Below are 13,959 nucleotides of genomic sequence, written 5' to 3'. Positions count from 1 at the left end.
CCTGCGCGCTCGCGGGCGGGCGGCGCTCCTGCGGTCGGCGACGCCCGGATGCGACGCCGTCGCAGGTAGGGCACGGTGGAGGCACACGAATCCAGGCGCCAGCACGGCGCCGGACACGAGGAGGCACCCCACCATGGCCCGTCGTACAGGTCTGCCCAAGTTCACCGTGCCGTCGATCTCCCCCGAGGACGGCGCCCAGCTCGCCGAGATCCTGCAGACCCGCCTGAACGCCCTCAACGACCTGGCGCTCACGCTCAAGCACATCCACTGGAACGTGGTCGGCCCGCACTTCATCGCGGTCCACGAGATGCTCGACCCGCAGGTGGAGGCGGTCCGGGCGATGGTCGACGCGATCGCCGAGCGCATCGCGACCCTCGGTGTCCCCCCGCGCGGCACGCCGGGCGCGCTCGTCGCCGAGCGGACCTGGGACGACTACTCGATCGGCCGCGCCGGCGCCATTGAGCACCTGGGCGCGCTCGACGAGGTCTACCAGGGCGTCATCACGGACCACCGCAAGGCGGCCAAGGACACCGAGGAGCTCGACGACGTCACGAACGACCTGCTCGTCGGGCACCTGCACGAGCTCGAGCTGTTCCACTGGTTCGTCCGCGCCCACCTCGAGTCGGCGGGCGGCGTGCTGAGCACCGACGGCGCGACGACCGAGAAGGCAGCGGCGAGCAAGGCCGGCTCCGCCGCCAAGGGCGCGGCAGACCGCTGAGCGCTCCGATGACGCACCACGCGCGACCCGCCGCGACCACGACCCAGCGCCCGCACCGCGCGGCGCGCTACGAGGACGCGCTCAACCGGCGGGTCGCGCGCTGGCTGTCCGGCCGCGGGTGGACCGCCCGGATCGAGCCCTACGTCGGCTACGGCTCGTCGGCCGGGTGGGTCCGCGTGCTCGCGCGCGTGCTCCTCGCCTCGCCGGCCGTGCCCGACGCGGACCTCCCGGGTGCCGGCACCGTGACGAGCGAGCGCGACGCGCGCGACGTCGGCGCGGTGCGCGGCTGGCGGTCCTTCGCGACCGCGCAGGTGCCCGAGGCCCGCGTCGAGATCGAGGTCTCGGGCCGGACCTTCACCGCGGTCGCGGACCGCGGCGGGTACGTCGACGCGGTCGTGGAGGCCGAGCTCGCTCCGGGCTGGCACGACGTCACCGTGCGGGCGCCCGGCGGGGCGAGCCAGTCGGTCCCGGTCCTCGTGATCGACCCGGCTACGCCCTACGGGCTCGTGAGCGACATCGACGACACGATCATGGTCACGCGCCTGCCGCGTCCCCTGATCGCGGCCTGGAACAGCTTCGTGCGGCACGAGAACGCGCGCGAGCCCGTCCCGGGGATGGCGTCGCTCTACCGCGCTCTGCTGACGGACCGCCCGGACATGCCGGTGATCTACCTGTCGACCGGCGCCTGGAACGCAGCCCCGACCCTCGGCCGGTTCATCCGCCGCCACGAGTACCCCGTCGGGCCGCTCATGCTGACCGACTGGGGGCCCACCAACACCGGCTGGTTCCGCAGCGGGCAGGAGCACAAGAACCAGACCCTGCGCCGGCTCGTGCAGGACTTCCCCGAGATGCGCTGGGTGCTCGTCGGGGACGACGGGCAGCACGACCCGGAGATCTACGCGAGCCTCGTGCGCGAGCGGCCGGACCGGGTGCGCGCCGTCGTGATCCGTCAGCTGACGGGGGCCGAGCACGTGCTCGCGCACGGTGCGCCGACCTCGACCGACCAGGCGAGCCGGGCCGAGGGCCGCACGCAGGCCGAGGGCGTGCCGGTGGTCCAGGGCGCCGACGGCAAGGCGATCCTGCAGGAGTGGCGGTCCCGGGGCGTCACGCTGACCTGACTTGAGCCGGCGGCCTGACCGCACGCACGGATGCGCCCGACCCCTCACCGGGGGTCGGGCGCATCCGTGCGTGCGGGGCTGTGCTCAAAGACGCGCGGGGTCGTCCCACTCCTCCGTGGCGGCGATCGCCTCGTCGTCCGCCTGCTGCTCGGTCGCGGACAGCGAGTGCGGGGCCCGGCTCGGGTCTCCCCCGGTCCGCGCGTCACCGGCGAAAGCCTCCGCCTCGGTGAGGACGCGCTCGGCGCGGTGGTCGGCGGCGGTGTCGGACGTCAGGTCGCGGGGCACGGTGCTCATGGTCTGGTTCTACCGTCTCGGACGCCCCGCCGCATCCGGCCCCCGGTCGTCCTGAGCTGGTTGTGGCTTGTTGCTGTTGCGCCGTCGGCGGCGCGTGTTTCCGTTATCGTGCACGGACTTGGACGCCCGGTCGAGACGGCCTGCCCCGTTGACACCCTGTTGAGCCCCTGTTGAGCGGCGTCGGACACGCTGCCCCCATGACGACGACAGCCACGCGTCCGGCGACCCAGCGTCCCGTTGCACCGGTCGCCGACCGCACCGCCCACGACAGGCCCACGCACGACCGTGCCGCCCACGTGCGCCCCGAGCCGCTCCCCCGCGTCCACGTCGCCGTGCACTGCGACGACGCGCTCAGCGCCGCCGGCCTCGAGACCCTGCTGCGCGACTGCGCCGACCTCGTCCTCGTGCCGCGCCCCGAGCGGGGCGCGGCCGACGTGCAGCTCCTCGTGCTGGACCACGTCCGCGCCGAGGACCTCGCGTCGGCCGACCCGGGCGGTCGCCAGCGGGCACGGCGCGTCCTCGTGGTCACCGAGCTCGACGCGCAGGACTTCGCGCTCGCCCGGTCCGCCGGCGTCGTCGGGGTGCTGTGGCGCCGGGACGTGACGCGCGCGAGCCTGGCCGCGCTCCTGCGGGCGGCCGCCGCCGCGCCTGCGCCGCACGCGGCGCCCGCACCGCATGTCGCACCCGTGGCGCAGGGAGCCGGTGAGCACGCGGCCCCCGCGACGAGAGCCGGTGCCGGCCCGGCGCTGAGCGAGCGGGAGATCGAGGTCCTGCGGATGCTCGCCGCGGGGTCGGACACGCGCGAGATCGCGCACCGGCTCTGCTACTCGGAGCGCACCGTCAAGACCGTGATCCAGGACATCACGCGGCGCTTCGGCCTGCGCAACCGCTCGCACGCGGTCGCGTACGCCGTGCGGCACGGCCTGGCGTAGTCCACCGGTCGCTGGCACGCGCGGGGCGCCTGGGCTCTCTGCTCTACGCAGGGCCGGGCAGGGCTGGGCCAGGCAGGGCACGGCTACGCAGGGCTGGGCCGGCTGGGTGGGCCAGGTCGGGCGGGGCGGCTGGGCTCAGGAAGGTGTCCGCCGCGGCACCGACCCGACGAGCGGACCGGCCGCGCGCACCGCACGCACCGGCGCCGTGCGGGCGCCGTCCTCGACCGTGCGCGACGCGGCGCCGGACCGCGCCGGCCCGGGACCGACGAGCACGTCGAGCTCGCGGAGGATCCCGGCGTACGCACGCCGGGCCGCCGCCGCGGCCGCCGGCTCCCCGGCCTCGTCGAGCGAGAGGGCGAGCCGCTGCCACAGGCCGTCCTGGTAGGCGTCGACCGCGAGGCCCCGGCGGCACACCTGGATCGCCGCCGCGTGGTCGCCCGCCCGCGCGTACCGGTCGGCGAGCACCCGGCACGCGGACACGGCGGCGGTGCGCAGCCGCTCGCGCTCGTGCACGACCCACTCGCTCACGCCGTCGTCCGGCAGGAGGTCCGCGGGGTAGGCGTCGACCGCAGCCTGGTAGAGCGCGGTCCCCGCCGCGCCGTCGGCGGCGATCCGGGCGTCGTGCAGCAGGCGCTCGAAGGTGCGGGCGTCGTGCTCGTCGTCGGGCCCGAGCTGGAGGCCGTAGCCCCCGGCGTCGCGGCAGATCACCGAGCCCCGCGCGCCGGGTGTCGCCGGCTCGAGGAGCTTGCGCAGCTCGCTGACGGCGACCTGGAGGCTGTGCTGCGCGCGCTCGGGGTCCCGCCCCGGCCAGAACCACTCGAGCAGCCGGTCGCGGTTCACCGGGGCACCGGCGTGCGCGCACAACGCCCGCAGCAGCTCCTGGTGCTGGGGGCGCAGGTGCACGAGCGGCACCGGGCGACCGTCCCGGTCGAGCGAGAAGCCCCCGAGGCACCGGACGACGAGACGCGTGCCGCCCACCGCGGGCGTCACCGGCGGGCCGGGCGTCGCCGGCGCAGGGACGAGTGCGTGCGGTCGCGTCGCGACGTCGAGCGCCGCGACCCGTCCGAGCGCCGCGACCGGTCCAGGGGGCTCGAGCCCGGCCCGGCCGACCCACGCGTGCACGGGCACCGGACCACGCGGGACGGCGCGCCGATCCCCGGTCAGCGGGACGACGCCGGCGGACCCCGCGGTGCCGCGCCGCGCTGCTCGGCGCCCCGACGACTCCAGCGTCCGGGCCACCGCGTCGAGCCAGCCGCGCGCGGACGCCCCCGACGCGTCGCCCCCCGCCGTGAGCCGCGCGGAGCCCTGGCCGCCGGGCACCGACGCCGGGACGGCCGTCGCGCCGGTGCTCGCGAGCCGGACGAGGGCCGCCGGGACACCCGTCGGCTGCGGGGCGTCCTCCGCCGCCACGAGGCCCGGCTCGCCGGTGTCGCGGTGGCGGCCGACGGCACGCGCCAGGGGCCGCCCTGCGGCGTGCGCGCGTGCCACCGCGGAGATCCCGGTGCACCAGGCGGCCGCCGCCGGTGCGTCGAGGGCCGCGAAGCGGGCACGCAGGTCGTCGGCGTCTCCGGGCGTGGCCGCCCGGCGGGTCAGGTCCGCGCACAGCGCGAGGAGCCGGAGCACGGCGGCACCCCAGTCGTCGCCGGCGGCGTCGGCGCACTCCGCGAGGTGCCGCAGCGCGCGCCGGTGCGGGCGCGGGCGGCACGCGAGGTCGAGTCCCTCCGCGAGGCGCTCGAGCGCCGCGCTGCCGAGCAGGTGCGCCGCGGTGCTCGCGCGGGTCCGGGCGTCGTGCGCCGCGGCGTCCCCGGTGAGGCTGAGCGCCGCGGCCCGGCCGAGGAGCGCGAGCGCCTCGACCACCGGTGTGGCCGCGCCGGCGTCGACGACGGCGCCCAGCTGGTCGGCGCTGCGGCGGGGGTCGCCCGCGACCAGCTCCGCGAGCCCGCGGGCGACCGTGGGCCGGTCACCGGAGGTGGCGCCCGACCGGCTCCGGTCCGGCGCGACGAGCGCCGCGCGGGCCGGCTCCCGCCGGAGGGCCAGGCGGTCGGCGCCGGGCACCCACGCGAGGACGCACGCGAGCTCGCGCTGGACCCCCGCACGGTCGGCCGCGGTGGCGGCGTGGTCGAGGGCCGCGCGGTAGGCGTGCGCGGCGGCGCGGAGGTCCCCGTCGGCGACGCTGCGGCGCGCACCCGCGAGGAGCGCCCACGGGTCGCTCGCGCGCAGCACGTCGGGGAGCTCGTCGAGCCAGGGTCCGGGGCGTCGCGCGAGCTCGGGGCCGTCGACCGCGAGGAGGTGGTGCACCGTCGCGTGGTCGTGGGCGCGGCACGCGGCGTCGAGCGCGTCGTGCGGGTCGCCGTCGGCGGCGGCGAGGCGCGCGGCCGCCGCGTGCAGGGCGCGCGTGCGGGCAGGGCCGTCGCGCCGCTCGAGCGCGTCGAGCAGGTGCGCGCGCAGCGGCCCGGTGCAGCGGAACCGGCCGGGGTCGTCGGGCGCGGCGCTGACGATCCCGAGGTCCTGGGCGGCGTCGAGGTGCTGACGCGCGTCGCCGTCGACGAGCGCCGTGCAGCGGGCGACCGTCAGGTGCGCGAGGACGCTCGTCGTGACGAGGAACTCGCGGGTGGCGTCGGGGACGTCGGCCAGGACGTGCCAGCTCAGGTACTCGTGCTCGAGGCCGGTTCCCTCCCCCGCGACGTCGCGCCGTCGGGAGGCGGGCAGGCGGCGCGTCGCGAGGTCGAACAGCTCGACGCCCGCGGCCCACCCTCCGGTGCGCCGGGTGAGCGCCACGACCTCGCGGGCCGTGACCGGCGAGCCGTGCGTCCGCGCGAGCTCGGCGACCTCCCAGGTCCGCAGCCGCAGGTCGTCGGCGTCGAGCTGGGTCGCCGTGCCGCGCAGGCGCCGCGTGAGCAGAGCGGCCGGCGTCGTGCGCGAGGCGAGCAGCACGCGCAGCCGGGCGGGCTGGTGGCGCAGCAGCAGCGTGACGGCGTCGGCCGCGGGACCGGCGCCCAGGGTGTGCACGTCGTCGAGCACGAGCAGCCCCGGGGGCCCGGACTCGTGCAGCGCGGCGACGGCGTGCTCCGCCGTCGTCCACGGCGCGGGCGCGTCGGTGAGGGCGGCGCACGCGAGGCGCAGGTGCTCGAGCAGCGCGGTGAGGTCGCGGAGCCCCGGGTCGAGGGTCAGCCATCCGCGAGCGCCGGTCCACGTCGTGGTGGCGTCGGCGAGGAGGGTGGTCTTGCCCCAGCCGGCGGGAGCGACGAGGGCGGCGAGGTGGGGGGTGTCGGGGGCGAGGAGGGTGTGGAGGAGGTGGGGTCGGTGCAGGGTGGGTGCGGGGGGCGGCCAGGTGCGGCTGCGGAGCAGGGCCGGTTGGCCTGATGTGGTCATACGCACCTCGCCTGGGTGTCCCGTTGCGTCGTTGCAACTGCCCTCGTGCCCCTCGTGCCGCGTACCGGTGCACAGTATCGGGTGGGCGTTTCGGGGGGAATGGGCGCTTCGGGGTGCGCTGAAATGTTTCGTGGCCTCGTGGTCGTCGAACCGCTTCGATACGGTCGGGCGCCGCCGCAGCCCACTGTCCGGGTCCCGGGGGCACCTCACCGTTCCCGAAGGAGTGAACCGGATGCGTGTCCTACCAGTGATGGCGCCACTGACGGCGATCGGCCTGGTCGCTGCGGCGGCGGTCGGCGTGAGCGCGGCGGACGTCGCCTCGGCCCCCGGGGCGGCTGCGGCCACCGGGTACGGCTGGGGCAACGTGGAGGTCGTGGGCGGGGGCTTCGTCCCCGGGATCGTCTTCAACCAGTCGGAGAAGGACCTGGTGTACGCACGCACCGACATCGGGGGCGCGTACCGGCTCGACAAGGCGACGCGGCGCTGGGTGCCGATCACGGACCACGTGGGGTGGGACGACTGGGGGCACAACGGCATCCTGAGCCTCGCGACGGACCCGGTGGAGACGAACCGGGTGTACGTCGCGGCGGGCACCTACACGAACGGCTGGGACCCGAACAACGGGGCGATCCTGCGCTCGACCGACAAGGGCGAGACGTGGCGGACGACGGTCCTGCCGTTCAAGGTGGGCGGCAACATGCCGGGGCGCGGCATGGGTGAGCGGCTCAGCATCGACCCGAACAAGAGCTCGATCCTGTACTTCGGGGCCGAGAGCGGCAACGGCCTGTGGCGGAGCACCGACTACGGGGCCACCTGGAACAAGGTCACGAGCTTCCCGAACGTGGGGAACTACGTGCAGGACGCGTCCTACGACTACACCGCCGACAACCAGGGCGTGCTGTGGACGACGTTCGACCCGACGACGGGGACGAGGGGTCAGGCGACGAGGACGCTGTACGTCGGGGTCGCCGACAAGGAGAACAGCGTCTACCGCTCGACCGACGCCGGCGTGACGTGGGAGCGGGTGGCGGGTCAGCCGACCGGGTACCTGCCGCACAAGGGCGTCTTCGACCACGTCGGCAAGCAGCTGTACGTCGCGACGTCGGACACGGGCGGCCCGTACGACGGCGGCAAGGGTGACGTGTGGCGGCTCGACACGACGACGGGCGCGTGGACGCAGATCAGCCCGGTCCCCTCGTCGAGCACGGACAACACGTTCGGGTACTCGGGCCTGACGATCGACCGGCAGGACCCGGACACGATCATGGTCACGACGCAGGTGTCGTGGTGGCCGGACATCAACGTGTTCCGCAGCACCGACCGCGGGGCGACGTGGACGCGGATCTGGGACTGGGCGGGCTACCCGGCCCGGACGCTGCGCTACACGCAGGACATCAGCGGCGCGCCGTGGCTCACGTTCGGCAAGCAGTCGGTCGAGCCGGAGCTCAGCCCGAAGCTCGGCTGGATGACGGAGTCGTTCGAGATCGACCCGTTCGACTCGGACCGCGCGCTGTACGGGACGGGCGCGACGATCTACGGCACCGACAACCTGACACGGTGGGACGCGGGCGGGAAGATCGACATCACGGTGCGGGCGCAGGGGCTCGAGGAGACCGCGGTGCTCGACCTCGCGGCGCCGCCCGGTGCGGTCGAGCTCGTCTCGGGGCTCGGGGACATCGGCGGGTTCGTGCACACCGACGTCCGCACGGTCCCGTCGAGGATGTACACCCAGCCGTACCACGGCTCGGTCACCGGGGTGGACTTCGCGGCGCTGAAGCCGGCCACGATGGTGCGGGTCGGGCAGGCGGTCGACGGCGCCGTCGAGTCGCACATCGGCGTCTCGACGAGCTCGGGCAGCAGCTGGTGGGCCGGGCAGGAGCCCGCGGGCGTCACGGGCTCGGGCACCGTCGCGATGAGCGCGGACGGCGGGGCGATCGTGTGGAGCCCCGAGGGCACGGGCGTGCACGTCTCGACGACGTTCGGGTCGTCGTGGACGGCCTCGACGGGGGTGCCGGCCGGTGCGCGCGTCGAGTCGGACCGCGTGAACCCGAAGACGTTCTACGCGTACGCCGCCGGGAGGGTGTACGTCTCGACGGACGGCGGGGTGAGCTTCTCGGCGTCGGCCGCGACGGGTCTGCCGACTGAGGGCAACCTGCGCTTCGCGGCGGTCCCGGGCGTCGAGGGCGACGTGTGGCTCGCGGGCGGCGCAGCGACCTCGGCGTACGGCCTGTGGCGCTCGACGGACTCCGGGAAGACGTTCACGCGCCTGGGAGGCGTCGACCAGGGCGACGTCGTGGGCTTCGGCAAGGCGGCCCCGGGGACGACGTACCCGGCGGTGTACACCTCCGCGAAGATCGGCGGCGTGCGCGGCATCTTCCGGTCCGACGACGCGGGCGCCACGTGGGTGCGCATCAACGACGACCAGCACCAGTGGGCGTGGACCGGCGGGGCCATCACGGGCGACCCCGACGTGTACGGCCGGGTCTACGTCGGCACCAACGGGCGCGGCATCGTGATGGGCGACCTCGACGGGACGGTGCCGACACCGACCGCGACGCCGACGTCCACCGCGACTCCCACGGCGACGTCCACCCCGACGCCGACCGTGACCCCGACCGCCACGCCGACGGCCACCTCGACGCCGACGCCGACCCCGACCTCGACGGCCACCATGGCCCCCGGGGCGTGCCGGGTGACCTACACGACCAGCGACTGGGGCTCCGGCTTCACGGCGTCGGTCAAGATCACCAACACGTCCGCGAGCGCCCTGCAGTCGTGGCGGCTGGGCTTCTCCTTCGCGGGGAACCAGAAGGTCACGAACGGGTGGTCGGGCGAGTTCGCGCAGAGCGGCACGGCGGTGACGGTGTCGAACGCGGCGTGGAACGGCGCCCTCGCGGCGGGGGCGACGGCCGAGGTGGGGTTCAACGCCTCGTACTCGGGCGCGAACGCGCGGCCGTCGGCGTTCACGCTGAACGGCACGGCGTGCACCACGGGGTGAGCTGACCCCGGCGCGCACCGCCGTCGCGGCGCGCGGGGCCCGATCTCGGCGGAGCACGTCGGCCCGTCCCGGACCTCCGGGGCGGGCCGGCGTGCGTGTGGGGGGCGTCACCCCGGCAGGGCGTGACGCCTGCCGCGGTGGGCGCGCGCCTGAGACAGTGGGGGCGTGACGAACCTCGACGTGCGCCCCGACGAGACCCTGTGCCACCCCGTGCTGCAGCGCGGGCCGGTGCACCGGCTCCTCGAGCCGCGGGACGTGCCGCTCGGTGGGCTGCGGGCGATGCACGTGAGTCGCACGCTCCCGCAGCGGGACCTGCCCCTCGTCGGCGCGTGGTGCTTCCTGGACCGGTTCGGCCCCGACCGCACCGACATGCGGGTGCTCCCCCACCCCCACACCGGGCTGCAGACGGTGACCTGGCCGCTCACCGGGGAGATCCACCACCGGGACAGCCTGGGCAGCGACGTCGTCGTGCGGCCCGGGGAGCTCAACCTCATGACCGCGGGCCACGGGATCGCCCACTCGGAGATGTCGCTCGGGGACGGCCCGATGCTCGACGGCGTGCAGCTGTGGGTCGCGCTGCCCGCGAGCGCCGCGGACGGCCCGGCGGCGTTCGCCCAGCACCGGGACCTGCCGCGGGTGAGCGGTGACGGGCTGGTGGCCACGGTGCTGGTGGGTGAGCTCGGCGGGGCGGGGTCGGCGGCGGTCGTGCACACCGCCCTGCTCGGGGCCGACGTCGAGGTCGCCCCCGGTGCGACCACGCAGGTGGGGCTGCGCCCGGACTTCGAGCACGCGGTCCTGGTCCTCGCGGGTGACGTCACCGTCGACGGGGCGGTGCTCCCCCCGGGGCCGTTGCTGTACCTGGGGGCGGGCCGGGACCGGCTCGCGGTCGCGAGCGGGTCGGGGGGCCGGTTCCTGCTGCTCGGCGGGGAGCCGTTCGCGGACGAGATCGTCATGTGGTGGAACTTCGTGGGGCGCAGCCACGACGAGGTCGCGCGGGCGCGGCACGACTGGGAGCACGCGCGGGAGGAGCGCTTCGGGGTGGTCGACGGGCACGACGGGGCGCGCATCCCGGCCCCCGAGCTGCCGAACGTGCACCTGACGCCGCGGCGGCGTCGCGCGGACTGACCCTCAGCGCAGGTGCACGCCGACCTCGGTCGCCTTGACGGACAGCCACACCGGAACCCCGGGGCGCAGGCCGAGCTCGGCGACCGACGCGGGCGTGACGTCCGCGACGACCTCGGGCCGCCCGCTCGTGCGGACCCCCACGGCGGCGCCGCGCGGCTCGAGCGCGACCACCGTCGTCGGCCACACGTTGCGCGGGCTGGCGTGCACGGGCTCCTCAGTGTGCACGGACACCGCCGCGGGGGCGAACACGGCGGCCGCCGCGACGCCGTCGGGCACGGGGTCCGTCCCGCGCAGCAGCCGGCCGTCCGCGGCACGCACGGCGCCCCGCTCCCCGGTGCCGACGACGAGGTTGACGCCCGCGAGCGCCGCGGTGAACGGGTCGCGCGGGGCGGCGAGCACGGCGCCGGTCGGGCCGTGGTGGACGGCGCGGCCCGCGTCGAGGACGAGGACCCGGTCGGCGAGGACGACCGCGTCGAGCACGTCGTGGGTCACCAGGACGGTCGTGGTCCCCGTGCGGGCGACCTGCTCGCGCAGGAGCTGGCGCACGAGGGGGGCGTGGGCGGCGTCGAGGGCGGCGACGGGTTCGTCGAGCAGGAGCGCGTGCGGGCGTGCGGCGAGGGCGCGGGCGAGGGCGACCCGCTGGCGCTGCCCGCCCGAGAGCTCGGCGGGGCGGTGCGCGGCGAGGTCGGGCAGCCCGACGGCGTCGAGCCAGGCGGCGGCGTCGGCACGCGCGTGGGCGGGGCGGGCGCCGCGGGCGCGGGGCCCGAAGGCGACGTTCTCCAGGGCGGTCAGGTGCGGGAACAGCCGCGGGTCCTGGCCGAGCAGGCCGACGCCGCGCTGCTCGGGGGGAACCGCGGCGTGGACGCGGCCGGCGGGGTCCACGTGGGTCAGCGCCCGTCCCGCGAGGTGCACGGTCCCTCCGCTCGGGCGCAGGAGCCCGGCCAGGACCGCGAGCAGCGTCGACTTGCCCGCCCCGTTGGGGCCCACGACGGCGAGGACCTCCCCGGCGCCGACGTCGAGCTGCACGTCGAGCGTGAACGCCGCGGTCCCCTGGCGCGCGGCCCGGTGCACGCGCACGTCGGCCTGCAGCCGGCGCCCGGGCACCGTGACGCCGGCGGCAGCGGCCCCGCCGCCCGGACCGGCACCCCCGCCCGGACCGGGACCCCATTCGTGTCGTGCACCCCCGGCGCGGCGGCGCGGGAACCTCATGCCCGCACCCCCGGTCGCCACGCTCGCGCCAGGACGAGGATCACGACCGCGGCCCCGACGAGGAGCAGCGACAGCGCGACCGCGGTGTCCGGGGACACCCCCGCGCCGTTGAACGCGGTGTAGATCGCGAGCGGCATCGTGCGAGTGACCCCCGGGACGTTCCCCGCGAACAGCGCCGTCGCCCCGAACTCCCCGAGGGCCCGCGCGAAGCACAGGACCGTCCCGCTCGCGAGGCCCGGGGCCGCGAGCGGGAGGGTGACCCGGCGCAGGACCATCCAGCGGCCCGCCCCGAGGGTCGCGGCGACCGTCTCGTACCCCGTGCCGAGCGTGCGCAGCGACCCCTCGACCGCGAGCACGAGGAACGGCAGCGCGACGAACGCCTGCGCGAGGACCACCGCGGCGATCGTGAACGGGACCCGGACCCCGAGCAGCGCGTCGAGGTGCTCGCCCACGAGCCCCTGGCGACCCAGCAGGTAGAGCAGCGCGATCCCCCCGACCGTCGGGGGCAGCACGAGCGGCAGCGTCACGAGCGCGCGCACCACGTCCGCGGCGCGACCCTGCGAGCGGGCGAGCAGCACCGCGAGCGGGAAGCCGAGCACGACGCACAGGGCCGTCGCGGCGGCACCGGTGCGCAGGGACAGGCCCAGGGCGGCGAGCGCCTCGGGTGAGGTGACCGCCGCCGGGACGCTCCCCCAGTCGGCGCGCACGAGCAGCGCGAGCACCGGCAGGACCAGCAGCGCGAGGCCGGCCCCCGCGGCGAGGGTCACGACGCGGGGCACGCGCGGACCGAGCGGCCGCGGCGGGACGGTGCGCGGGCGGGCTCCCTCATCCACGGGAGACCGGCCGCCGTGCGACCCCGGCCCGGTCACGGCGCCTCGAAGCCGTGCCGGGCGAAGACCACGCGCGCGCCCGCCGAGCCGAGCAGCGCGACGAGGTCGCCCGCCTCGTCCGGGTGCGGTGCACCGGCCACGACCGCGGCGCTGACCGTGGTGCGCGCCCGGTCCGCACCGGGGATCGCGACCCCCTCGACCGCGCCGCCCGCGCCGAGCACGTCCGTGACGTACACGACCCCGGCGTCGGCCTCGCCCGAGACGACCTTCGCCAGGACCGCGGTGACGGCCTGCTCCTCGCTCGCGCGCGGGACCTCGACGCCGGTGTCCGCGAGCAGCGTGCGGGTCGCCGCCCCGCACGGCACGGGCGGCGCGCACAGCACGACCGTCACGTCCGGGCGGGCGAGGTCGGCCAGGCCCGTGACCGCGAGCGGGTTCCCCGGGGCGACGGCGATCCGCAGCGTGTTCGCGGCGACCTCGACGGCGCGGCCCGCGAGCAGGCCGGCGTCCTGCGCCTGCGACGTCGACGCGGCGTCCGCGAGCACGACGACGTCGGCGACGGCGCCCTCGCGCAGCTGCGTCAGCAGCGCGGCCGACCCGTCGTACGTCACGAGCGGCGCCGGTCCGCCGGTGCTCTCGGCGTGCGCCGCGAGCAGCTCGTCGAGCGGGGCGTGCAGCGATGCCGCGGCGAGCACCCGTACGGGGTCAGCTGCGCCGGTCGTCGGGGGCGAGCACGCCGCCAGCACCAGCCCCGCCCCGGCGGCCAGCACGAGCACCACGCGGCACCTCTGCCCGCCGCCGGGTGCCCGTCGTGGCCCAGCCCCCGGCGCGGTCCGCGCACTCGACCACGGGAGGCGGAGCGGCACCGTGCTCACCGCCGCGTGTCCGGCGTCTCGACCACGACCGTCGTCGCCTTGACCACCGCGACCGCGAGCGCCCCCACGTGCAGCCCGAGCTCGCGCACGGCCTCGCTCGACATGAGCGACACGACCCGGTGGGGGCCGCACTGCAGCTCGACCTGCGCTATCACGGTGTCCGCGGTGATCGCGGTGACGAGCCCGACGAACCGGTTGCGCGCCGAGCTGGTGCCCGCACCGGGGTCGTCGGGCGTGCGGGCGTTCTGCACGGCACGGGCGGCGAGGTCGGCGCCGTCGATGAGCCGGCGCCCGGCGCTGTCCCAGCCGGCGCGCAGGAGGCCCGAGTCGACCCACCGGCGGACGGTGTCGTCGCTCACCCCGAGCAGGGTCGCGGCCTCGGCGATCCGAAAGTGCGTCACGACCCGGACGATATCACCGCAGAAGCGGTGGAAGCAGCCACGCGATGACGCACACGCGGTGTGCATCGACACCGCCCGGGCACCGGT

Annotated in this window: 11 protein-coding genes; 5 read left to right on the top strand and 6 right to left on the bottom strand. The window is 76.6% G+C overall.

All coding sequences use genetic code 11. The annotated features are described in order from the left end of the window. Positions 1–133: 133 nt before the first annotated feature. Together CCE01nite_RS13290 and CCE01nite_RS13285 are read left to right on the top strand one after the other, a co-directional pair. Complete coding sequence (locus CCE01nite_RS13290) at positions 134–718, top strand: Dps family protein (RefSeq protein WP_034628594.1); 585 nt, start codon at positions 134–136, stop codon at positions 716–718. Between the two features lie 8 nt (positions 719–726). Then, positions 727–1,836 carry an App1 family protein phosphatidate phosphatase gene (locus CCE01nite_RS13285; RefSeq protein WP_034628598.1) on the top strand — a complete coding sequence of 370 codons (1,110 nt, stop codon included), beginning with the start codon at positions 727–729 and terminating at the stop codon, positions 1,834–1,836. A gap of 84 nt (positions 1,837–1,920) precedes the next feature. Here the strand turns inward: CCE01nite_RS13285 and CCE01nite_RS13280 are convergent, their stop codons facing one another. Then, entirely contained in the window at positions 1,921–2,130 is a 210-nt protein-coding gene (locus tag CCE01nite_RS13280) for a hypothetical protein (protein ID WP_034628599.1), read from the bottom strand. Positions 2,131–2,327: 197 nt separating this feature from the next. On the opposite strand from CCE01nite_RS13280, the gene CCE01nite_RS21825 reads away from it, so the two are divergent. Beyond that, positions 2,328–3,062, top strand: a complete 735-nt coding sequence (locus tag CCE01nite_RS21825; protein WP_141372585.1) for a helix-turn-helix transcriptional regulator — start codon at positions 2,328–2,330, stop codon at positions 3,060–3,062. Positions 3,063–3,197: 135 nt separating this feature from the next. Here the strand turns inward: CCE01nite_RS21825 and CCE01nite_RS13270 are convergent, their stop codons facing one another. After that, complete coding sequence (locus tag CCE01nite_RS13270) at positions 3,198–6,434, bottom strand: AfsR/SARP family transcriptional regulator (protein ID WP_141372584.1); 3,237 nt, start codon at positions 6,432–6,434, stop codon at positions 3,198–3,200. A 250-nt stretch (positions 6,435–6,684) separates the two neighbouring features. Between CCE01nite_RS13270 and CCE01nite_RS13265 the strand changes: the two genes are divergently transcribed. Further along, positions 6,685–9,432 carry a cellulose binding domain-containing protein gene (locus CCE01nite_RS13265; protein WP_281282395.1) on the top strand — a complete coding sequence of 916 codons (2,748 nt, stop codon included), beginning with the start codon at positions 6,685–6,687 and terminating at the stop codon, positions 9,430–9,432. Positions 9,433–9,597: 165 nt separating this feature from the next. Then, entirely contained in the window at positions 9,598–10,557 is a 960-nt protein-coding gene (locus CCE01nite_RS13260) for a pirin family protein (protein ID WP_034632373.1), read from the top strand. Between the two features lie 3 nt (positions 10,558–10,560). Here the strand turns inward: CCE01nite_RS13260 and CCE01nite_RS13255 are convergent, their stop codons facing one another. The 4 genes from CCE01nite_RS13255 to CCE01nite_RS13240 all read right to left on the bottom strand — a co-directional run bounded on the left by CCE01nite_RS13255 (position 10,561) and on the right by CCE01nite_RS13240 (position 13,872). Then, the gene (locus CCE01nite_RS13255) at positions 10,561–11,766 is read right to left on the bottom strand and encodes a sulfate/molybdate ABC transporter ATP-binding protein (RefSeq protein WP_084142822.1); all 1,206 of its coding nucleotides are present in this window, start codon (positions 11,764–11,766) and stop codon (positions 10,561–10,563) included. Then, positions 11,763–12,545 (bottom strand): ABC transporter permease, encoded by a 783-nt coding sequence (locus CCE01nite_RS13250; protein ID WP_034632371.1) that lies wholly within the window; start codon positions 12,543–12,545, stop codon positions 11,763–11,765. The genes CCE01nite_RS13255 and CCE01nite_RS13250 overlap by 4 nt, the downstream gene beginning before the upstream one ends. A gap of 86 nt (positions 12,546–12,631) precedes the next feature. Then, positions 12,632–13,375: a molybdate ABC transporter substrate-binding protein gene (gene modA / locus CCE01nite_RS13245; protein WP_034632367.1), complete on the bottom strand. Its 744-nt coding sequence runs from the start codon at positions 13,373–13,375 to the stop codon at positions 12,632–12,634. Positions 13,376–13,467: 92 nt separating this feature from the next. Further along, positions 13,468–13,872: a TOBE domain-containing protein gene (locus tag CCE01nite_RS13240; protein ID WP_034632364.1), complete on the bottom strand. Its 405-nt coding sequence runs from the start codon at positions 13,870–13,872 to the stop codon at positions 13,468–13,470. Positions 13,873–13,959: the final 87 nt, after the last annotated feature.

Origin of the sequence: Cellulomonas cellasea, assembly GCF_006538745.1 — a bacterium.
Taxonomy (GTDB): domain Bacteria; phylum Actinomycetota; class Actinomycetes; order Actinomycetales; family Cellulomonadaceae; genus Cellulomonas_A; species Cellulomonas_A cellasea.
The sequence above is the reverse complement of the archived record's forward strand: the minus strand, read 5'-3'. Positions and strand labels throughout refer to the sequence as shown.

What these genes read in the sequence shown, in the direction of transcription:
- CCE01nite_RS13290 (WP_034628594.1), top strand. Translation starts at nt 134, where the DNA reads ATGGCCCGTCGTACAGGTCTGCCCAAGTTCACCGTGCCGTCGATCTCC.
- CCE01nite_RS21825 (WP_141372585.1), top strand. Translation starts at nt 2,328, where the DNA reads ATGACGACGACAGCCACGCGTCCGGCGACCCAGCGTCCCGTTGCACCG.
- CCE01nite_RS13265 (WP_281282395.1), top strand. Translation starts at nt 6,685, where the DNA reads ATGGCGCCACTGACGGCGATCGGCCTGGTCGCTGCGGCGGCGGTCGGC.
- CCE01nite_RS13285 (WP_034628598.1), top strand. Translation starts at nt 727, where the DNA reads ATGACGCACCACGCGCGACCCGCCGCGACCACGACCCAGCGCCCGCAC.
- CCE01nite_RS13255 (WP_084142822.1), bottom strand. Translation starts at nt 11,766, where the DNA reads ATGAGGTTCCCGCGCCGCCGCGCCGGGGGTGCACGACACGAATGGGGT.
- CCE01nite_RS13270 (WP_141372584.1), bottom strand. Translation starts at nt 6,434, where the DNA reads ATGACCACATCAGGCCAACCGGCCCTGCTCCGCAGCCGCACCTGGCCG.
- CCE01nite_RS13280 (WP_034628599.1), bottom strand. Translation starts at nt 2,130, where the DNA reads ATGAGCACCGTGCCCCGCGACCTGACGTCCGACACCGCCGCCGACCAC.